Here is a 20,131-nt window from a genome sequence, read left to right on the forward strand (position 1 = left end):
AGACTCCCTGTGATGGGGGTAACTCGGGGGACTACTCAGTGGGGCATGGAGTGCCGGAACTCGTACTGGAAACAAACGGAAGGACCTGGACGCTCGACCCGTCCAGGCCCTACACCCTCGGACGCGATCCGCAGGGTGACATCGTCTTCGACGACGCCAGGGTCTCCTGGCGCCACGCCACGGTCAGCTTCAACGGCCGCAGTTGGGTCATCGAGGACCACGGCAGCACCAACGGCACCTTCGTGCAGGGCCAGCGGATCGGTCAGACGGAGATCGGCCCCGGCTCGGCGGTGCACCTCGGCAACGCGACCGACGGACCGCGCCTGAACCTCTCCGGTGCCGCCGCCACCGCTCAGCCTCAGCAGCAGGCCGCGCCGTACGCCGCGCAGGGGGCGGGGGCCGGCTGGGCGCAGCAGGCTCCGCAGCAGCAGGCCCCGCAGGCCGGTTGGCAGCAGCCGCAGCAGGCCGCGCCGATTCCGCAGCAGCAGGGCGCTCCGGCCGAGCAGTACGCGCAGAAGGTGCCCGGTGGCGGCGCGGGGGCACCGCCGGTCTACGGCGACCGCAGCCCCACGACGTTCCACCAGTTCGCCATCGGCAACGTGATGCGCATCGGCCGTGCTCTGGAGAACGAGCTGGTCGTCTCCGACCTGCAGGTCTCCCGGCACCACGCCGAGTTCCACTCGATGCCCGGCGGCCGCTTCGAGATCCGCGACCTGGGCTCGCACAACGGCACCTACGTCAACGGCCAGCCGATCGCCAAGGGCGGCTCGGTTCAGCTCGGCCCGAACGACATCGTCGGCGTCGGCCACTCCACCTTCCGCATCGTCGGCGACCGCCTCGAGGAGTTCGTCGACACCGGTGAGGTCTCCTTCTCGGCGCGCCACCTGACCGTCACGGTCGACGGCGGCAAGCAGATCCTGAAGGACGTCTCGTTCGGCGTCCCGGAGAAGTCGCTGATCGCGGTCATCGGCCCGTCCGGTTCCGGCAAGTCGACCCTGCTGAAGGCGCTCACCGGTTACCGGCCCGCCAACCAGGGCGAGGTGCTGTACGACAACCGCAACCTCTACAAGCAGTTCGCCGAGCTGCGCCAGCGCATCGGTCTGGTCCCGCAGGACGACATCCTGCACAAGGAGCTGACCGTCAAGAAGGCCCTCAAGTACGCGGCCAAGCTGCGCTTCCCCGCCGACACCACGGCCGCCGAGCGCGACGCCCGCATCGACGAGGTGCTGCGCGAGCTGAAGCTCGACATCCACAAGGACAAGAAGGTCACCTCTCTCTCTGGTGGCCAGCGCAAGCGCGTCTCGGTGGCCCTCGAGCTGCTCACCAAGCCGTCGCTGATCTTCCTGGACGAGCCGACCTCGGGCCTCGACCCGGGCATGGACCGTGACGTCATGCAGCTGCTGCGGGGCCTGGCCGACGACGGCCGTACGGTCCTCGTGGTCACCCACTCCGTGGCCGAGCTGGCGATCTGCGACAAGCTCCTGGTGATGGCGCCGGGCGGCGCGGTCGCCTACTTCGGCCCGCCGGAGGAGGCGCTGAACTTCTTCGGCTACGACACCTGGGCCGACGTCTTCTCCGCCTTCGAGAACTACCGCGACTACGACTGGGCGGGCCGCTGGAAGGGCTCGCAGCACTACCAGATGTACGCCGCGGACATCGACGCGGTCGCCCCGCAGTCCGTACACATGCCTCCGCCACAGGCGATGAAGCCGCCCAAGCCGCAGGGCTGGGGCTCGCAGCTGATGACCCTGATCCGGCGGTACGTGGCGGTCATCGCCTCCGACAAGGGATTCCTGGCGCTGACGGTGATCCTGCCGGCGGTGCTCGGCGCGGTCAGCCTCCTGATCGACCACAACCGGGGCCTGCTGGTCAACGAGGCGGTCAACCCGCGCACCGGCGCGCACGTCCCGAACGGCACGGCCACCACGGTGCTGCTGATCCTCGCGGTCGGCGCGTGCTTCGCCGGTGCGGCGAACTCGGTGCGTGAGCTGATCAAGGAACGGGTCATCTACGAGCGGGAGCGCGCGACCGGCCTGTCCCGGTCGGCCTACCTGATGTCGAAGGTGGTCGTGCTCGGCGCGGTCACCGTGCTCCAGGGCCTGATGGTCGGCGTGATCGGCTTCTCCAGCCGCGAGATCCCCGACCAGGGGCTCGTCCTCGGCAGCTCGACGCTGTTCGAGCTGTGCCTGCCGATCATGGCGCTCGGCTTCAGCTCGATGATGTTCGGCCTGGTGATCTCCTCGCTGGTGAAGACCGCCGAGAAGACCATGCCGCTGCTGGTGATGTTCGCGATCATCCAGGTCGTCTTCACCGGCTGCCTCTTCACCCTGCACGGCACCCTCGGCGTCAACGAGTTCTCGTACCTGATGCCGTCGCGCTGGGCGGTGGCCGCCGCGGGCGCCACGCTGGACTTCAACAACATCGCGCCCAACACCGACGACCCGAGCAGCACGGACCCGCTGTGGAACCACGAGGCCTCGGCCTGGGGCCTGGACATGTTCGCGCTGATCGTCCTCGGTGTGGTCTGCGGCTTCTTCGTCGCCCGCTTCCTGCGCCGGCACGAGCCGGAGGTCATGCGGAAGTAACCGCGGCCGTACGACGCGAAGGGCGGCACCCCCTGGAGGGGTGCCGCCCTTCGGCGTCGCGTCGTCAGAGGCCCGCGCCGGCCTCAGTACGCGCTGTTGACGTTGTCGATCGAGCCGTACTTGTCGGCCGCGTAGTTGGCGGCGGCGGTGATGTTGGCGACCGGGTCGTAGATGTTCCACGAGGTGCCGGCGACGTGGTACGCGTTGAAGGTCGGCGGGATGACCTGCAGCAGGCCCTTCGACGGGATGCCGTTGATCGCGTTGATGTCCCAGTTGTTGATGGCCATGGGGTTGCCGGAGGACTCCCGCATGATGTTCTTGTGCAGGCCGTTGTAGCTGCCCGGGATGCCCTTGGACTTCATGATGTCCAGGGCCTGGCGGATCCAGCCGTCGAGGTTGTTCGCGTAGGTCTTCGCGGCGACCAGCTGCATCTGGGGGCGCTGCGCGGAACGGCTCGCGGCCTCCTTGGCGGCGCGCTCCTGGGCGGCCTTCTTGGCAGCAGCCTCGGCGGCGGCCTTCTGCTTCGCCGCGGCCTCGGCCTGCTTCTTGGCGGCGGCGTCGACCGCGGCCTTCTGCTTGGCGGCGAAGGTGTCGAGCTTGACCGACTCGGTGGCGAGCTGGCCGGTGAGCGTGCCCTTGACGTCCTTGGCCGGCTGGGCGGCGACCTGCGCGGCCACGGCCGGGGCACCCGTGGTGATGGACTCGGCGCTGCTGGGGACGGCCGAGAAGGCGAGAGCGGCGGCGCCGAGCACGCCGACACCGGCGATCGCGATCTTGTGCTGGCTGGTCAGCGCACGACTATGACCACGGGTGAGGATGTTCTTGGGCATGGCTGATGGACCTCTTCGAATAGCGCGGAGGTCGCTCTGTGTCCGCCGGGGGAATCAGTTCCTCCTGCACGAGCACCAGCGGGGGGAACCCCGCAGCGCCGAGCGACGGGTGCAATTCTTAGCGGCCGCAAAATCCTGTGGCAAAGGTGTGACGTACGATCCCCGATAGTGGACCGGGCAAGGGCAAAACGGGACAGACTGGAACGTCTGCCCCGTTCGTGCCGGGAGGCAATATCTCCTATGTCCCTTCGTACGTGATGTGGGCCCTATGTGCGGGCTCACATCGGAGGCGGGACTGTCTCACCAAGAGTTGCCGTCGCAACGCTCTGAGTGAGGCGTCTCCTCCGGGAGGATGAGGTGGACGTCGCCGAACTCGTGCCACAGATAGAGCCCGCGCAGCGCCTCCTCGTACGCGCGGTCGACCGCGGCCCGCCCCGCGACCGCCTCCAGCATCAGCAGATGCGAGGCCTCCGGCTCGTGCAGCCCGGTCAGCAGCCCGTCGACCACGCGCACCCCGCGCTCGGGCGTGACCACCAGGTCGGTCCACCCCTCGGCCGCCCGCACCACCCCGTCCGGCCCGGTCGCCGACTCCACGGCCCGCACCGCCGTCGTCCCGACGGCGATCACCCGCCCGGCCCCCGGCTTCGCCGCGTTGATCAGCCGAGCCGACGCCGCCGGCACCGCGAACCGCTCCGGATACGGCGGCTCGTGCGCCTCCGCCGACGCCACCCCCGTGTGCAGAGTGATCGGCGCGAACTGCACCCCACGGCTCACCAGCTCCGCCACCAGCCGCGCGGTGAAGGGCCGCGCCGCACTCGGCATCTCCGCGCTGCCCGCCCCGTCCGGCGAAGGCAGCGCGAACACCGTCTGATAGACGGACAGCGGCTGGTCCCGCTCCGTGTAGGAGTAACGGATGGGCCGCCCGTGCTCCCGCAGCACCCGAAGGACCTCCGCCCCGGACACCCGCGCCCACCAGAGCCGCTCACCACGCCCGCTCAGCGGCTCCTCCAGGACCAGCCGAGCCCCGCCAGGCAGCCCCACCTCTGTCCCCGCAGGCGTGCCCGCACGCGCGCGTGTGGTACCCCTCCCGTCCGGTTCCCGCAGCTCGACCGCCCACCGCCCGTCGTCCCCGCGCGTCGAGAAGTGCACCACCACGCGCGCGTGCCCGGTCCGCCCGTCCACCGCGGCCGCCAGCGTGGGCGAGGTGTTCACCACCAGCAGGTCCCCCGCCCGCAGCAGCCGCGGCAGCTCGGCGAACACGTGGTGCGTCACCTCGGTGCCGCGCGACACCAGCAGCCGTACGTCGTCCCGGTCGAGACCGGGACCCCGCTGCTCGGCCGGCACGCGCGCGGACAGGCCCTCCGGAACCCGCACCCTGACGCTCACAGCGCCTCCAGCAGCGCGGCCGCGGTGTACCGGCTGCTCGCCGGGCGCCTGTCCAGCAGCCGCAGGAAAGCAGGAACGATCTCCTCGGGTGCCGGCGTGCCCGACAGGTCCTCGTCGGGCTCGGCGGTGGCCAGCATGTCCGTCCGCATGCCGCCCGGATCGACCCACCAGACCCGCAGCCCCGGCTCCTCCACCGCGAGCACGGCGGACAACTGGTCCACAGCCGCCTTCGTCGCCCCGTACGCGCCCCAGGTCCCGTAGGCCTCCACCGCCGCGTCGGAACTCACGTTGACCACCGCTCCCGCAGGGGCCTCGCGCAGCAGCGGCAGCGTCTCCTGGAGCAGCGCCAGAGGAGCCACCACATTGGTCTCCAGCGCCGCCCGGAAGCCGTCCAGCGGTTGGCTGCCCAGCGGGACCAGGGGCTCGGCGCCCAGGATCCCCGCGTTGTTCACCACCAGGTCGACACCGCCCAGCTTCCGCGCGGCGGCCACCAGCTCGGCCCGGTGCCCGGCGTCCGTGACGTCCCCGGGCAGCGCCTCCACCCGCGTACCGTGCCCGGCGAGAGCCTGCGCGGCCTCCTCCAGGGGGCCCGCGCCGCGGGCGTCGAGCACCAGGTCCCAGCCCCGCGCGGCCAGCGCCTCGGCGAGCGCCCGCCCCAGCCCCTTGGAGGCCCCCGTGATGATCGCTACCGGCATGACAACCGTCCCCTCGTCGCTTGCCGCCCCGTCGGAGCGGTGACCACAACCTAGGAACGGCACCCCCCGCGGCGCCTCGGACGCGGGCCGCAATACGGCGGGGTCCTTCGACGTAAGCCGCACGTCCCGGGGCCGGAGCCCTACCTCGCCGGCCCTAGGTCCAGCGGACCGGACCCGGCGGTCACAGGTCCGATCCGCACTGTCACACCCCGCCGGTACCGTGAGGACATGAGTCAAGGCCCCCGGTCCGGCCTCGCAGCGGTCAGCTCCGCGCTGCTGGCCATGAGCAGGCATCTCGAGGTGCGCGACGTCCTCAAGACGATCGTCGCCTCCGCCCGCGAGCTGCTCGACGCGCAGTACGCCGCCCTCGGCGTCCCCGACGACCACGGCGGCTTCGCCCAGTTCGTCGTCGACGGCGTCAGCGACGCCCAGTGGAAGGCCATCGGCCCGCTGCCCCGCCAGCACGGCATCCTCGCCGCGATGCTCCAGGAGGCCCGGCCCGAGCGCCTCGCCGACGTGCGCAAGGACCCGCGCTTCGAGGGCTGGCCGTCCGCCCACCCGGAGATGTCCGACTTCCTGGGCCTGCCGATCCGCGACGGCGACGAGGTCATCGGCGCCCTGTTCCTGGCGAACAAGCTGCGTTCTGCGGGGGGACACCCCCCACACGCCCCGAGCCCGAAGCCGGATGGCGGTTGCGGCTTCAACGAGGAGGACGAGGAACTGCTCTCGATCCTCGCCCAGCACGCCGCCATCGCTCTCACCAACGCCCGCCTCTACGAGCGCAGCCGCGAGCTGACCATCGCCGAGGAGCGCTCCCGCCTCGCCCACGAACTGCACGACGCGGTCAGCCAGAAGCTCTTCTCCCTGCGCCTGACCGCCCAGGCCGCGGCCGCGCTGATCGACCGCGACCCCGCCCGTGCCAAGGGCGAGCTGCACCAGGTCGCCGCGCTCGCCGCCGAGGCGGCCGACGAACTGCGCGCCGCCGTGGTGGAGTTGCGCCCCGCCGCCCTGGACGAGGACGGCCTGATCGCCACCCTGCGCACCCAGATACAGGTCCTCGACCGCGCCCACACCGCGCGCGTCACCTTCACCACCAACGGCTTCCGCGCCCTGCCCGCCGCCCAGGAGGAGGCCCTGCTCAGGGTCGCCCAGGAGGCCCTGCACAACGCCCTGCGCCACTCCGGCGCCGAGCACGTCGACGTGACCGTGGACCGGCGCGGCAGCGGAGCCGTCCTGCGCGTCAGCGACGACGGCAGCGGCTTCGACCCGCGGTCGGTCCGCCGCGCCGGACGCCACCTGGGCCTGGTCTCGATACGGGACCGGGCGAGCGGTGTCGGCGGCTCGCTGACCGTGGAATCGGCGCCCGGCAAGGGCACCACGATCGAGATGGAGGTCCCCGGTGGCTGACGCAATCAAGGTGCTGCTCGTCGACGACCACCAGGTCGTCCGCCGGGGCCTGCGCACCTTCCTGGAGGTGCAGGACGACATCGAGGTCGTCGGGGAGGCCGCCGACGGTGCCGAGGGGGTCGCCCGTGCCGAGGAGCTGCGGCCCGACGTCGTCCTCATGGACGTCAAGATGCCGGGCATGGACGGTATCGACGCCCTGCGCAGGCTCCGTGAACTGGACAACCCCGCGCGCGTGCTGATCGTCACCAGCTTCACCGAGCAGCGCACGGTCATCCCGGCCCTGCGCGCGGGCGCCGCCGGGTACGTCTACAAGGACGTGGACCCCGACGCGCTGGCCGGCGCCATCCGCTCGGTGCACGCCGGGCACATCCTGCTCCAGCCCGAGGTGGCCGGCGCCCTGCTCTCCCAGGAGGAGGCCAACTCGGGTCAGGGAAGAGGGGGTTCGCTCACCGAACGGGAGCGCGAGGTACTCGGCCTGATCGCCGACGGCCGCTCCAACCGGGAGATCGCCCGCGCCCTCGTGCTGTCCGAGAAGACCGTCAAGACGCACGTCTCCAACATCCTCATGAAACTGGACCTCGCCGACCGCACCCAGGCCGCCCTGTGGGCCGTACGCCATGGCGTGACCGGCTGAAACGTCCTCCCCAACACCTCACGGACGGCAACTCGGAAGGTTCCGTTCCGGACTGAGATTCATACCGTCGTGGGAATGTCACCCGGATGGCGCATCCTCCGGCGATCTCCGCCGTTCTCCAGTGCGTGCTGCGGTCAACCGCCGCGGCGAACGCCAAGGAGGGCTTAGACAGTGAAGAACCTGAAGAAGGCAGCGGCCGTGACGATGGTGGCCGGTGGCCTGATGGCCGCCGGTGCGGGGATGGCCTCCGCCACGGACGGCGCCTGGGCCGGCGGCGCGGCCCACGGCTCTCCGGGTGTCGGCTCGGGCAACGTCGTCCAGGCCCCGGTGCACGTCCCGGTCAACGTGTCCGGCAACAGCGTGAACGTCATCGGCGTGCTGAACCCGGCCTTCGGCAACCTCGGCCTGAACGGCTGAGCCAGGGCCGACCACGATCTCAGGCCTCCCGGGCCCACCGGGAGGCCTGTCCGGTTGTCATCCGAGTGGCCCGAACGGGGGCTCGACGAGCGGCTCCCGCACCCCGGCGAAGACTCCGGCGTTGATCAGCGCACGACCCACGGCCGGGTCGGACACGCACACGCAGGAGGAACCCGTCCCATGAACATCGCCAAGAAGGCCGCCCTCGCCCTGACCGTCGCCGGCATCGCCGCCGGCGCCTCCGCCGGAGCCGCCATCGCCGACTCGACCGCGAGCGGCGCGGCCACGACGTCCGCGGGTGTCGGCTCGGGCAACGTCGCCCAGGTCCCGGTCCACGTCCCGGTCAACGTCACCGGCGTGACCGCCAACGTGATCGGCCTCCTGAACCCGGCCTTCGGCAACGCGACGGTCAACGACTGAGGCTCCAGGCGGCCGCGCGGGCTCCTCGGGCGACCGACTCGGGGAGCCTCTGCCGGCTCAGCGAACCCCCCGCTCCCGCTCCTCCACGATGGAGTTGTACGCCGCCACCTGCGCCCGCCGGGCCGTCCGCTCGACCGGCCGCAGCGCCGCGGACCGCGCCCCCATCTCGGCGGAGCTGACCGCACCCCCGTGCCCGTTGCCGTAGGCCAGGGACACCAGCAGCCCCACCCGCTGGGCCAGCTCCAACACCCGCACCGCACGCGGCGGATACCCCGGCGCCAGCACCTCCCGCCCCCGCTCGGCCCGCGCCCGGTACGCGTCGATCGCCGCCTCGGCCACCGGACCCGACCCGGCGACATCCAGCTTCGACAGCACCTCGGTCGCGTCCCGCAGGGCCTCCGCCAGCTCCCGCTCCGCCTCGCCCAGCGACGGCACATCGGCGGGCGGCGCCTCCCGCACCGGCAGCACATGCCAGACCACCTCGACATGCACATCACCCTCGGGGCCGGCCGCGTACACCTCCGGAACCAGCCCGAACGCGGCACCGAAGCAGACCACCGCCTCCTCGGCCTCCAGCGCCCGCGCATTGAACTCCGGCGGCCCGCTCAGCCCCAGCGGATGGCCGGGCGCGGGCAGCGCGACCCGCAGGCCGGTCACCCCCAGCGCCCGCAGCCGCCCGAGCGCGAGCGTGAGCCCGACCTGCGCCGACTCACCCGGCAGCCCCTCGACCCGGTGCACCGCGTCCTCGCCCACGATGGCGAGTACGGCGTCATCGGGAGAGACTAGTCCGGCCAAAAGGGCATTTCCCCAAGCGGCAAGGCGTCCTGAACGCGGTTCCGAGAGCATGCCCCCACCCTAAGGACCGGACCGATGGAATGGAGCGGCGCACTCGTGGCGTAGATTTCATGAGGGGGCTGCGCCCACCGGCGCGGCGGACCGAGCCCACAGGCGTACGCGACAGCCGAGACCGGCACACTGCAAGGGGAGACAACGCGCTCATGAGCGATGTTCTGGAGCTTCAGGACGTATCCGTGGTCCGTGAGGGCCGGGCTCTGGTGGACCAGGTCTCCTGGTCGGTCAAGGAGGGCGAGCGCTGGGTCATCCTCGGCCCCAACGGCGCCGGCAAGACCACCCTCCTGAACGTCGCCTCGAGCTACCTCTTCCCCAGCAAGGGCACCGCCACCATCCTCGGCGACACCCTCGGCAAGGTCGACGTCTTCGACCTGCGCCCGCGCATCGGCGTGGCAGGCATCGCCATGGCCGACAAGCTCCCCAAGCGCCAGACCGTCCTCGAGACCGTGCTGACGGCCGCGTATGGCATGACGGCCCACTGGCAGGAGGAGTACGACGAGGTCGACGAGCAGCGCGCCCGCGCCTTCCTCGACCGCCTCGGCATGAGCGACTACGTCGAGCGCCGCTTCGGCACCCTCTCCGAGGGCGAGCGCAAGCGCACCCTGATCGCCCGCGCCCTGATGACCGACCCCGAGCTGCTCCTGCTCGACGAGCCCGCCGCCGGCCTCGACCTCGGCGGCCGCGAGGACCTGGTCCGCCGCCTCGGCCGGCTCGCCCGCGACCCCATCGCCCCCTCGATGATCATGGTCACCCACCACGTCGAGGAGATCGCCCCCGGCTTCACCCACGTCCTCATGATCCGCCAGGGCAAGGTCCTCGCCGCAGGCCCGATCGAACTGGAACTCTCCTCCCGCAACCTCTCTCTCTGCTTCGGCCTGCCGCTCGTCGTCGAGCAGGTCGGCGACCGCTGGACCGCCCAGGGCCTGCCCCTGTCCTGACGCAGCGCCACTCCCCGTTCGCGCCCTGTCCGCCGCCCGACCGCGGTCCTACCATGACCCTGTGAACGACATCTCCGCATGGGTGTGGTGGCTCGTCGGCGCGGCGGCGCTCGGAATCCCGCTCGTGGTCACCGCGATGCCGGAGTTCGGCATGCTCGCGGTGGGAGCCGTCGCCGCCGCGGTCGTCGCCGGACTGGGCTTCGACGCCGTGATCCAGGTGCTCACCTTCGTCGTCGTCTCGGTCGCCCTCATCGCCGTCGTCCGTCCCATCGCGACCCGGCACGGCAGACAAGGGCCCCAACTCGCCACCGGCGTCGACGCCTTGAAGGGCAAGCAGGCAGTCGTCCTGGAGCGCGTCGACGGCTCCGGCGGCCGGATCAAGCTCGCCGGAGAGATCTGGTCGGCCCGCGCCCTCGACACCGGCCGCGCCTACGAAGTGGGCCAGGAGGTGGATGTCGTCGACATCGAAGGAGCCACCGCGATCGTCATCTGAGCCATCCGGCCCACGAGTTGGGCGACGGTCTGTCAGACTCGACCAGCAAGATCTTCAACAACCATAAGATCTGCCGAGGTGCCGAGGCGGAGAGGGGTTCGGGGAACACGATGGAACCGGTCATCATCGTCCTGATCATTCTGGTGGTGTTGGTCTTCATCGCCCTGATCAAGACCATCCAGGTCATCCCACAGGCCAGCGCCGCCATCGTCGAGCGCTTCGGCCGCTACACGCGGACACTCAACGCGGGCCTCAACATCGTGGTCCCGTTCATCGACACCATCCGCAACCGCATCGACCTGCGCGAACAGGTCGTACCGTTCCCGCCCCAGCCGGTGATCACCCAGGACAACCTGGTCGTGAACATCGACACGGTCATCTACTACCAGGTCACGGACGCCCGGGCGGCCACCTACGAGGTCGCCAGCTACATCCAGGCCATCGAGCAGCTGACCGTCACCACGCTCCGCAACATCATCGGCGGCATGGACCTCGAACGCACCCTGACCTCCCGCGAGGAGATCAACGCGGCCCTGCGCGGCGTCCTCGACGAGGCCACCGGCAAGTGGGGCATCCGCGTCAACCGCGTCGAGCTGAAGGCCATCGAGCCGCCCACCTCCATCCAGGACTCGATGGAGAAGCAGATGCGCGCCGACCGTGACAAGCGCGCGGCGATCCTCACCGCGGAAGGTACGCGCCAGGCGGCCATCCTCACCGCCGAGGGTGAGAAGCAGTCCCAGATCCTGCGCGCCGAGGGTGAGGCCAAGGCCGCCGCCCTGCGCGCCGAGGGCGAGGCCCAGGCCGTCCGTACGGTCTTCGAGGCGATCCACGCCGGCGACCCGGACCAGAAGCTCCTGAGCTACCAGTACCTGCAGATGCTCCCGAAGATCGCCGAAGGCGACGCCAACAAGCTCTGGATCGTCCCCAGCGAAATCGGCGACGCCCTCAAGGGCCTCTCCGGAGCGATGGGCAACTTCGGCCCGCTGGGCGGCGGTCAGGGCGGCGGCAACACCGTCCCGCCCCAGAACAACGGCAACGAACGCCGGGAGAAGCCGTCCATCGACTGACCTCCGCAGGTGAAGTGGGGCCCGCCTTCCGTAGAAGGCGGGCCCCACTTCACCTACCGGCTACGCCGCGGGCTGCGCCAGCCACTCCGGCAACGCGTCGAGGTCGTCCCGCCCCAGCGCCAACAGCATCGCGTCCGCCGGCGTCGGCTCGAACGGCTGCCGCAACAGCGCCATCCCCGCCTCCTCCGGAGTCCGGTTCGCCTTGCGGTGATTGTCCTCCGCACACGCGGCGACCGTATTCAGCCACGTGTCCTGCCCACCCTGCGACCGCGGCAGCACATGGTCCACGGTCGCAGCCCTGCGCCCGCAGTACGCGCACCGGTGCCGGTCCCGGACCAGCACCCCCCGCCGCGACCAGGGCGCTTGTCTTCGGAACGGCACCCGTACGTACCTGCACAGCCTGATCACCCGGGGCGCGGGTATGTCCAGATCGGCACCGCGCATGCGCAGTTCGGGATGGGCCTGCTCGACGACGGCCTTGTCCTGCAGGACCAGTACGACCGCTCGGTTCAGAGTCACTGTCGACAGCGGCTCGAAGCTCGCGTTCAGGACCAACGTGTCACGCATCCAGCCCACCTCCCGTGTGCACCTGCCCACCCCCCGGCGGGCTTGGATCAACTCTGGACGGGCGCGCCGAGATGGACAACGCAATAAAAAATGCCCGCCTCCGATCACTTCCAAGACCGGAGGCGGGCAAACGTTCCATGAACGCTTGGCTGAATCAGCGCGCTGCGTCAGCCCTTCGCGGGGTTCTCGTACTCACCGATGAGGTGGGCACGCGCGAGCGCGTGGAACCGCAGATTGAAGCCGACGACCGCCGGAGAGACGTCCGCGTTCGGGCCGAGCTTCTCCTGGTCCACCGCGTACACCGTGAAGACGTACCGGTGCGGGCCGTCCCCGGGCGGCGGAGCGGCACCGCCGAAGTCCTTCGACCCGTAGTCGTTGCGCACGTGCACCGCACCGTCGGGCAGGCCCTCGAACTTGCCGCTGCCCGCACCCGCCGGCAGCTCCGTCACGGAGGCGGGGATGTCGAACAGGACCCAGTGCCAGAACCCGCTGCCGGTCGGCGCGTCGGGGTCGTAGCAGGTCACGGCGAAGCTTTTGGTCTCCGCGGGGAAGCCCTCCCACCGCAGCTGCGGAGAGATGTTCCCCTCGGCGTAGACCTGGGCGCTCCCCAGCGTCGCGCCCTCCTCGATGTCCTCACTCGTCACCGTGAACGACGGCACGGGCGGATGGAAGTCGTGGGGGAGCGGCCGCCGCTTGAGCTCGGTCACCTCGGTACCTCCTGATCGTTCTCGTTCAGTAGGTCAGAGCCTAGAACCAGTTGCGCTTGCTGCCGACCTCGGACAGCCACTGGTTGAGGTAAGCCGCCCAGTCGGTCCCGTGGAAGTCGTTCAGACCCACCTGGAAGGAGCGGTAGGTGTCCGAGCCCTCGCTGAACAGACCCGGCTTCTTGTCCATCTCCAGGATGACGTCCATGGCGTGCTCGTCGGCCACGAAGCTCAGCTCGACCTGGTTCAGGCCCCGGTACTGCGACGGCGGGTAGAACTCGATCTCCTGGTAGAACGGCAGCCGCTGCCGCGTACCCCGGATGTGGCCGCGCTCCATGTCCGCGTTCTTGAAGCGGAAGCCCAGCTGGATGAAGGCGTCCAGGATCGCCTTCTGCGCCGGCAGCGGGTGCACGTTGATCGGGTCCAGGTCGGAGGAGTCCACGGCACGGGCGATCGCCAGCTCGGTGGTCACCCCGATGTGCATCCCGCGCAGCGACTGCCCGTCGATCATCGTGACCGGCGTCTCCCACGGGATCTCGAGACCGAACGGCACCGCGTGCACGGCCCCCGCCTGCAGCTCGAAGGCACCACCGAGCCGCACCTTGGTGAACTCGATGTCCTGCTTGTACTCCTGGTCGCCGCTCTCGACCTCGACGCGCGCCTGCAGGCCGACGGACAGACCCTCGATGTCCTGGTTCACGGACCCGCCCTGGATCCGCACCTCGCCCTGGACCACGCCTCCCGGTACGGCATTGACCTCGGTCAGCACCGTCTCGACCGAGGCGCCGCCGGCCCCGAGGCTCGCGAGCAGCTTCTTGAACGCCATGACTCTCCCTTTACGAATGGACCCTCGACCCGTACAAACGCGATCCGGTCACGACCGGTTCCGACGCCACACCCTGGCAAGGGGAGCGATCCTTGACCACCCCTTGGCCCGGAACCCGCTGGACTACGCTCGGACGGCATGATCGCGCCCCCGGACCGTACGTCACTGCCCCGAGAGTTCTTCGACCGCCCCGTCCTGGACGTCGCCACCGACCTCCTCGGCCGCATCCTGGTCCGTACGACCCCCGACGGCCCGATCGCCGTGCGCCTCACGGAGGTGGAGGCGTACGACGGCCCGAACGACCCCGGCTCGCACGCCTACCGTGGCCGCACCGCCCGCAATGAAGTGATGTTCGGTCCGCCCGGACATGTGTACGTCTACTTCACCTACGGCATGTGGCACTGCATGAACCTGGTCTGCGGACCCGAGGGCACGGCGAGCGCCGTACTGCTCCGGGCCGGTGAGGTCATCGAGGGCACCGAGCTGGCTCGCAAACGTCGACTTTCGGCCCGAAATGACAAGGAACTGGCCAAGGGTCCGGCTCGCCTGGCCACAGCCCTGGAGGTCGACCGCGCCTTGGACGGCACGGACGCGTGCGCAGCCGGTGAGACACCACTGAGGATGCTGACCGGCACTCCTGTCGCCCCTGACCAGGTACGCAGCGGTCCGCGCACCGGAGTCGCCGGCGAAGGCGGCAACGGCGACGTCCATCCCTGGCGGTTCTGGGTGGCCAACGACCCGACGGTGAGCCCCTATCGAGCCCATGCGCCGAGGCGTCGCTCAAGTTGACGCGCCCTTGCAAGGTGCGTAATGTAGCCCGAGCCGCTGAACCGGGTACGGCAATCGCCTGCAGCCGGAGCGGCCAACCCACTACCTAGCTACAACCCCTCAACGGGGTCGATTCTGGCGCGCCCGCGTGCCCGAATTCGAACCCGAGAGACTCGATTATGAGTTGCCGAGGGAATCGGCTAACGTAGTGAATGTCGAAAGGCCGACAGGCGAAAGCCCAAAAGCCCGAGACACTGTGCCAATATCTCGCTAACGCGGGGTGGCGCCGACCGGAAATCGGATCCGAAAGGATCTGATAGAGTCGGAAACGCAAGACCGAAGGGAAGCGCCCGGAGGAAAGCCCGAGAGGGTGAGTACAAAGGAAGCGACCGTTCCTTGAGAACTCAACAGCGTGCCAAAAATCAACGCCAGATATGTTGATACCCCGTCTCCGGCCATCACGGCTGGGACGAGGTTCCTTTGAAATAACACAGCGAGGACGCTGTGTCCGAGAGGATCATTCCTCCTCTTGGACCGCTCTCGTGATGTGTGCACCGGATTACCGGTAAACATTCACGGAGAGTTTGATCCTGGCTCAGGACGAACGCTGGCGGCGTGCTTAACACATGCAAGTCGAACGATGAAGCCCTTCGGGGTGGATTAGTGGCGAACGGGTGAGTAACACGTGGGCAATCTGCCCTTCACTCTGGGACAAGCCCTGGAAACGGGGTCTAATACCGGATACGAGCCTCCAAGGCATCTTGGGGGTTGGAAAGCTCCGGCGGTGAAGGATGAGCCCGCGGCCTATCAGCTTGTTGGTGAGGTAATGGCTCACCAAGGCGACGACGGGTAGCCGGCCTGAGAGGGCGACCGGCCACACTGGGACTGAGACACGGCCCAGACTCCTACGGGAGGCAGCAGTGGGGAATATTGCACAATGGGCGAAAGCCTGATGCAGCGACGCCGCGTGAGGGATGACGGCCTTCGGGTTGTAAACCTCTTTCAGCAGGGAAGAAGCGAAAGTGACGGTACCTGCAGAAGAAGCGCCGGCTAACTACGTGCCAGCAGCCGCGGTAATACGTAGGGCGCAAGCGTTGTCCGGAATTATTGGGCGTAAAGAGCTCGTAGGCGGCTTGTCACGTCGATTGTGAAAGCCCGAGGCTTAACCTCGGGTCTGCAGTCGATACGGGCTAGCTAGAGTGTGGTAGGGGAGATCGGAATTCCTGGTGTAGCGGTGAAATGCGCAGATATCAGGAGGAACACCGGTGGCGAAGGCGGATCTCTGGGCCATTACTGACGCTGAGGAGCGAAAGCGTGGGGAGCGAACAGGATTAGATACCCTGGTAGTCCACGCCGTAAACGGTGGGAACTAGGTGTTGGCGACATTCCACGTCGTCGGTGCCGCAGCTAACGCATTAAGTTCCCCGCCTGGGGAGTACGGCCGCAAGGCTAAAACTCAAAGGAATTGACGGGGGCCCGCACAAGCGGCGGAGCATGTGGCTTAATTCGACGCAACGCGAAGAACCTTACCAAGGCTTGACATACACCGGAAAGCATTAGAGATAGTGCCCCCCTTGTGGTCGGTGTACAGGTGGTGCATGGCTGTCGTCAGCTCGTGTCGTGAGATGTTGGGTTAAGTCCCGCAACGAGCGCAACCCTTGTTCTGTGTTGCCAGCATGCCCTTCGGGGTGATGGGGACTCACAGGAGACCGCCGGGGTCAACTCGGAGGAAGGTGGGGACGACGTCAAGTCATCATGCCCCTTATGTCTTGGGCTGCACACGTGCTACAATGGCCGGTACAAAGAGCTGCGATACCGTGAGGTGGAGCGAATCTCAAAAAGCCGGTCTCAGTTCGGATTGGGGTCTGCAACTCGACCCCATGAAGTCGGAGTCGCTAGTAATCGCAGATCAGCATTGCTGCGGTGAATACGTTCCCGGGCCTTGTACACACCGCCCGTCACGTCACGAAAGTTGGTAACACCCGAAGCCGGTGGCCCAACCCCTTGTGGGAGGGAGCTGTCGAAGGTGGGACTAGCGATTGGGACGAAGTCGTAACAAGGTAGCCGTACCGGAAGGTGCGGCTGGATCACCTCCTTTCTAAGGAGCACTTCTAGGCCGCCTAGCGGTCCAGAGGCCAGTACATCGGCGAATGTCTGATGCTGGTTGCTCATGGGTGGAACGTTGATTATTCGGCACGGTCCAGGATGGACCAGGCGCTAGTACTGCTCTTCGGGGCGTGGAACGCTGATCTGGTCGGCTGATCGTGTCGGGCACGCTGTTGGGTGTCTGAGGGAATGGATTTCCTCAGTCGCCGGCCCCGGTGAAGCATCGTGTAAGCGGTGTGTGACGGGTGGCTGGTCGTTGTTTGAGAACTGCACAGTGGACGCGAGCATCTGTGGCCAAGTTTTTAAGGGCGCACGGTGGATGCCTTGGCACCAGGAACCGATGAAGGACGTGGGAGGCCGCGATAGTCCCCGGGGAGTCGTCAACCAGGCTTTGATCCGGGGGTTTCCGAATGGGGAAACCCGGCAGTCGTCATGGGCTGTCACCCGCTGCTGAACACATAGGCAGTGTGGAGGGAACGAGGGGAAGTGAAACATCTCAGTACCCTCAGGAAGAGAAAACAACCGTGATTCCGGGAGTAGTGGCGAGCGAAACCGGATGAGGCCAAACCGTATGCGTGTGAGACCCGGCAGGGGTTGCGCATGCGGGGTTGTGGGATCTCTCTTCTGTCGTCTGCCGGCGACAGGACGAGTCAGAAACCGTTGATGTAGGCGAAGGACATGCGAAAGGTCCGGCGTAGAGGGTAAGACCCCCGTAGTCGAAACGTCAGCGGCTCGTTTGAGAGACACCCAAGTAGCACGGGGCCCGAGAAATCCCGTGTGAATCTGGCGGGACCACCCGCTAAGCCTAAATATTCCCTGGTGACCGATAGCGGATAGTACCGTGAGGGAATGGTGAAAAGTACCGCGGGAGCGGAGTGAAATAGTACCTGAAACCGTGTGCCTACAAGCCGTGGGAGCGTCGGAATGTGCTTGCACATTCTCGTGACTGCGTGCCTTTTGAAGAATGAGCCTGCGAGTTTGCGGTGTGTTGCGAGGTTAACCCGGGTGGGGAAGCCGTAGCGAAAGCGAGTCCGAATAGGGCGCTTCAGTAGCACGCTCAAGACCCGAAGCGGAGTGATCTAGCCATGGGCAGGTTGAAGCGGAGGTAAGACTTCGTGGAGGACCGAACCCACCAGGGTTGAAAACCTGGGGGATGACCTGTGGTTAGGGGTGAAAGGCCAATCAAACTCCGTGATAGCTGGTTCTCCCCGAAATGCATTTAGGTGCAGCGTCGTGTGTTTCTTGCCGGAGGTAGAGCACTGGATAGGCGATGGGCCCTACCGGGTTACTGACCTTAGCCAAACTCCGAATGCCGGTAAGTGAGAGCGCGGCAGTGAGACTGTGGGGGATAAGCTCCATGGTCGAGAGGGAAACAGCCCAGAGCATCGACTAAGGCCCCTAAGCGTACGCTAAGTGGGAAAGGATGTGGAGTCGCACAGACAACCAGGAGGTTGGCTTAGAAGCAGCCACCCTTGAAAGAGTGCGTAATAGCTCACTGGTCTAGTGATTCCGCGCCGACAATGTAGCGGGGCTCAAGCGTACCGCCGAAGTCGTGTCATTGCAGCATATAGCCCCAACGGGTGCTGTGATGGGTAGGGGAGCGTCGTCTGCCGGGTGAAGCAGCACCGGAAGGTAGTTGTGGACGGTTGACGAGTGAGAATGCAGGCATGAGTAGCGATACAAACGTGAGAAACGTTTGCGCCGATTGACTAAGGGTTCCTGGGTCAAGCTGATCTGCCCAGGGTAAGTCGGGACCTAAGGCGAGGCCGACAGGCGTAGTCGATGGATAACCGGTTGATATTCCGGTACCCGCTGTGAAGCGTCAAACATCGAACCTATTGATGCTAAGGCCGTGAAGCCGTTCCGGACCCTTCGGGGAAAGGAAAGTGGTGGAGCCGCTGACCCAAGATGGTAGTAGGTGAGTGATGGGGTGACGCAGGAAGGTAGTCCATCCCGGGCGGTGGTTGTCCCGGGGTAAGGGTGTAGGACGTGAGGTAGGCAAATCCGCCTTGCATGTAGTCTGAGACCTGATGCCGAGCCGATTGTGGCGAAGTGGATGATCCTATGCTGTCGAGAAAAGCCTCTAGCGAGTTTCATGGCGGCCCGTACCCTAAACCGACTCAGGTGGTCAGGTAGAGAATACCGAGGCGTTCGGGTGAACTATGGTTAAGGAACTCGGCAAAATGCCCCCGTAACTTCGGGAGAAGGGGGGCCATTCCTGGTGATGGGCTTTACGTCCTGAGCTGGGGGTGGCCGCAGAGACCAGCGAGAAGCGACTGTTTACTAAAAACACAGGTCCGTGCGAAGCCGTAAGGCGATGTATACGGACTGACGCCTGCCCGGTGCTGGAACGTTAAGGGGACCGGTTAGCTCCATTTCGGTGGGGCGAAGCTGAGAACTTAAGCGCCAGTAAACGGCGGTGGTAACTATAACCATCCTAAGGTAGCGAAATTCCTTGTCGGGTAAGTTCCGACCTGCACGAATGGCGTAACGACTTCTCGACTGTCTCAACCATAGGCCCGGTGAAATTGCACTACGAGTAAAGATGCTCGTTTCGCGCAGCAGGACGGAAAGACCCCGGGACCTTTACTACAGTTTGATATTGGTGTTCGGTTCGGCTTGTGTAGGATAGCTGGGAGACTGTGAAAGCCATACGCCAGTATGGTGGGAGTCGTCGTTGAAATACCAGTCTGGTCGTGCTGGATGTCTAACCTGGGTCCGTGATCCGGATCAGGGACAGTGTCTGATGGGTAGTTTAACTGGGGCGGTTGCCTCCTAAAGAGTAACGGAGGCGCCCAAAGGTTCCCTCAGCCTGGTTGGCAATCAGGTGTTGAGTGTAAGTGCACAAGGGAGCTTGACTGTGAGACCGACGGGTCGAGCAGGGACGAAAGTCGGGACTAGTGATCCGGCGGTGGCTTGTGGAAGCGCCGTCGCTCAACGGATAAAAGGTACCCCGGGGATAACAGGCTGATCTTCCCCAAGAGTCCATATCGACGGGATGGTTTGGCACCTCGATGTCGGCTCGTCGCATCCTGGGGCTGGAGTCGGTCCCAAGGGTTGGGCTGTTCGCCCATTAAAGCGGTACGCGAGCTGGGTTTAGAACGTCGTGAGACAGTTCGGTCCCTATCCGCTGTGCGCGTAGGAGTCTTGAGAAGGGCTGTCCCTAGTACGAGAGGACCGGGACGGACGAACCTCTGGTGTGCCAGTTGTTCTGCCAAGGGCATGGCTGGTTGGCTACGTTCGGGAGGGATAACCGCTGAAAGCATCTAAGCGGGAAGCCTGCTTCGAGATGAGGACTCCCACCCACTTGATGGGGTAAGGCTCCCAGTAGACGACTGGGTTGATAGGCCAGATATGGAAGCCCGGTAACGGGTGGAGTTGACTGGTACTAATAGGCCGAGGGCTTGTCCATTGATGCTCGCGTCCACTGTGTATG

Annotated in this window: 16 protein-coding genes and 2 rRNA genes; 11 read left to right on the forward strand and 7 right to left on the reverse strand. The window is 66.8% G+C overall.

Annotation, left to right across the window (positions count from 1 at the left end; all coding sequences use genetic code 11):
- The first annotated feature begins 50 nt into the window (after positions 1-50).
- A complete protein-coding gene (locus tag CRP49_RS25290; protein WP_097255458.1) occupies positions 51-2,585 on the forward strand; it encodes an FHA domain-containing protein in 2,535 nt (844 codons plus the stop codon).
- Between the two features lie 83 nt (positions 2,586-2,668).
- Here CRP49_RS25290 and CRP49_RS25295 read toward each other — a convergent pair whose 3' ends face one another.
- From CRP49_RS25295 to CRP49_RS25305, 3 genes are all read right to left on the reverse strand, one after another.
- Positions 2,669-3,415, reverse strand: a complete 747-nt coding sequence (locus CRP49_RS25295) for a transglycosylase SLT domain-containing protein (RefSeq protein ID WP_097255459.1) — start codon at positions 3,413-3,415, stop codon at positions 2,669-2,671.
- A gap of 300 nt (positions 3,416-3,715) precedes the next feature.
- Positions 3,716-4,801: an S-adenosylmethionine:tRNA ribosyltransferase-isomerase gene (locus CRP49_RS25300; protein WP_097255460.1), complete on the reverse strand. Its 1,086-nt coding sequence runs from the start codon at positions 4,799-4,801 to the stop codon at positions 3,716-3,718.
- Complete coding sequence (locus tag CRP49_RS25305) at positions 4,798-5,496, reverse strand: SDR family oxidoreductase (RefSeq protein ID WP_097255461.1); 699 nt, start codon at positions 5,494-5,496, stop codon at positions 4,798-4,800. Before CRP49_RS25305 ends, CRP49_RS25300 begins: the two co-directional genes overlap by 4 nt.
- 228 nt (positions 5,497-5,724) lie before the next feature.
- Between CRP49_RS25305 and CRP49_RS25310 the strand changes: the two genes are divergently transcribed.
- The 4 genes from CRP49_RS25310 to CRP49_RS25325 all read left to right on the forward strand — a co-directional run bounded on the left by CRP49_RS25310 (position 5,725) and on the right by CRP49_RS25325 (position 8,374).
- Positions 5,725-6,903: a GAF domain-containing sensor histidine kinase gene (locus tag CRP49_RS25310; RefSeq protein ID WP_097255462.1), complete on the forward strand. Its 1,179-nt coding sequence runs from the start codon at positions 5,725-5,727 to the stop codon at positions 6,901-6,903.
- Entirely contained in the window at positions 6,896-7,537 is a 642-nt protein-coding gene (locus CRP49_RS25315; RefSeq protein ID WP_097255463.1) for a response regulator transcription factor, read from the forward strand. Before CRP49_RS25310 ends, CRP49_RS25315 begins: the two co-directional genes overlap by 8 nt.
- Before the next feature lie 171 nt (positions 7,538-7,708).
- Entirely contained in the window at positions 7,709-7,954 is a 246-nt protein-coding gene (locus tag CRP49_RS25320) for a chaplin (RefSeq protein ID WP_097255464.1), read from the forward strand.
- Between the two features lie 180 nt (positions 7,955-8,134).
- Entirely contained in the window at positions 8,135-8,374 is a 240-nt protein-coding gene (locus CRP49_RS25325; RefSeq protein ID WP_097255465.1) for a chaplin, read from the forward strand.
- Between the two features lie 57 nt (positions 8,375-8,431).
- Here the strand turns inward: CRP49_RS25325 and CRP49_RS25330 are convergent, their stop codons facing one another.
- Positions 8,432-9,220 carry a hypothetical protein gene (locus CRP49_RS25330; protein ID WP_097255466.1) on the reverse strand — a complete coding sequence of 263 codons (789 nt, stop codon included), beginning with the start codon at positions 9,218-9,220 and terminating at the stop codon, positions 8,432-8,434.
- 152 nt (positions 9,221-9,372) lie between these two features.
- Here CRP49_RS25330 and CRP49_RS25335 point away from each other — a divergent pair, with 152 nt between their 5' ends.
- From CRP49_RS25335 to CRP49_RS25345, 3 genes are all read left to right on the forward strand, one after another.
- On the forward strand, positions 9,373-10,164 hold the full coding sequence (locus tag CRP49_RS25335) for an ABC transporter ATP-binding protein (protein ID WP_094214631.1): 792 nt from the start codon (positions 9,373-9,375) through the stop codon (positions 10,162-10,164).
- A 61-nt stretch (positions 10,165-10,225) separates the two neighbouring features.
- Positions 10,226-10,657, forward strand: coding sequence for an NfeD family protein (locus tag CRP49_RS25340; protein ID WP_097255467.1), 432 nt, complete (start codon positions 10,226-10,228; stop codon positions 10,655-10,657).
- Positions 10,658-10,767: 110 nt separating this feature from the next.
- Entirely contained in the window at positions 10,768-11,724 is a 957-nt protein-coding gene (locus CRP49_RS25345; protein WP_097255468.1) for an SPFH domain-containing protein, read from the forward strand.
- A 60-nt stretch (positions 11,725-11,784) separates the two neighbouring features.
- Here CRP49_RS25345 and CRP49_RS25350 read toward each other — a convergent pair whose 3' ends face one another.
- The 3 genes from CRP49_RS25350 to CRP49_RS25360 form a co-directional block, all read right to left on the reverse strand.
- Positions 11,785-12,291 carry an HNH endonuclease gene (locus CRP49_RS25350; RefSeq protein WP_097255469.1) on the reverse strand — a complete coding sequence of 169 codons (507 nt, stop codon included), beginning with the start codon at positions 12,289-12,291 and terminating at the stop codon, positions 11,785-11,787.
- A gap of 167 nt (positions 12,292-12,458) precedes the next feature.
- Entirely contained in the window at positions 12,459-12,998 is a 540-nt protein-coding gene (locus tag CRP49_RS25355; RefSeq protein ID WP_097255470.1) for a YbhB/YbcL family Raf kinase inhibitor-like protein, read from the reverse strand.
- 40 nt (positions 12,999-13,038) lie between these two features.
- Entirely contained in the window at positions 13,039-13,821 is a 783-nt protein-coding gene (locus CRP49_RS25360; RefSeq protein ID WP_097255471.1) for a sporulation protein, read from the reverse strand.
- A gap of 138 nt (positions 13,822-13,959) precedes the next feature.
- Between CRP49_RS25360 and CRP49_RS25365 the strand changes: the two genes are divergently transcribed.
- The 3 genes from CRP49_RS25365 to CRP49_RS25380 all read left to right on the forward strand — a co-directional run bounded on the left by CRP49_RS25365 (position 13,960) and on the right by CRP49_RS25380 (position 20,107).
- Positions 13,960-14,610, forward strand: a complete 651-nt coding sequence (locus tag CRP49_RS25365) for a DNA-3-methyladenine glycosylase (protein WP_097255472.1) — start codon at positions 13,960-13,962, stop codon at positions 14,608-14,610.
- A 551-nt stretch (positions 14,611-15,161) separates the two neighbouring features.
- Positions 15,162-16,687 (forward strand): 16S ribosomal RNA (locus tag CRP49_RS25375).
- Between the two features lie 300 nt (positions 16,688-16,987).
- Positions 16,988-20,107 (forward strand): 23S ribosomal RNA (locus tag CRP49_RS25380).
- Together the 16S and 23S rRNA genes form the textbook arrangement of a ribosomal RNA operon.
- The last annotated feature ends 24 nt before the right edge of the window (positions 20,108-20,131 follow it).

The organism is Streptomyces sp. Ag109_G2-15, from assembly GCF_900215565.1.
Lineage (GTDB): Bacteria > Actinomycetota > Actinomycetes > Streptomycetales > Streptomycetaceae > Streptomyces > Streptomyces diastatochromogenes.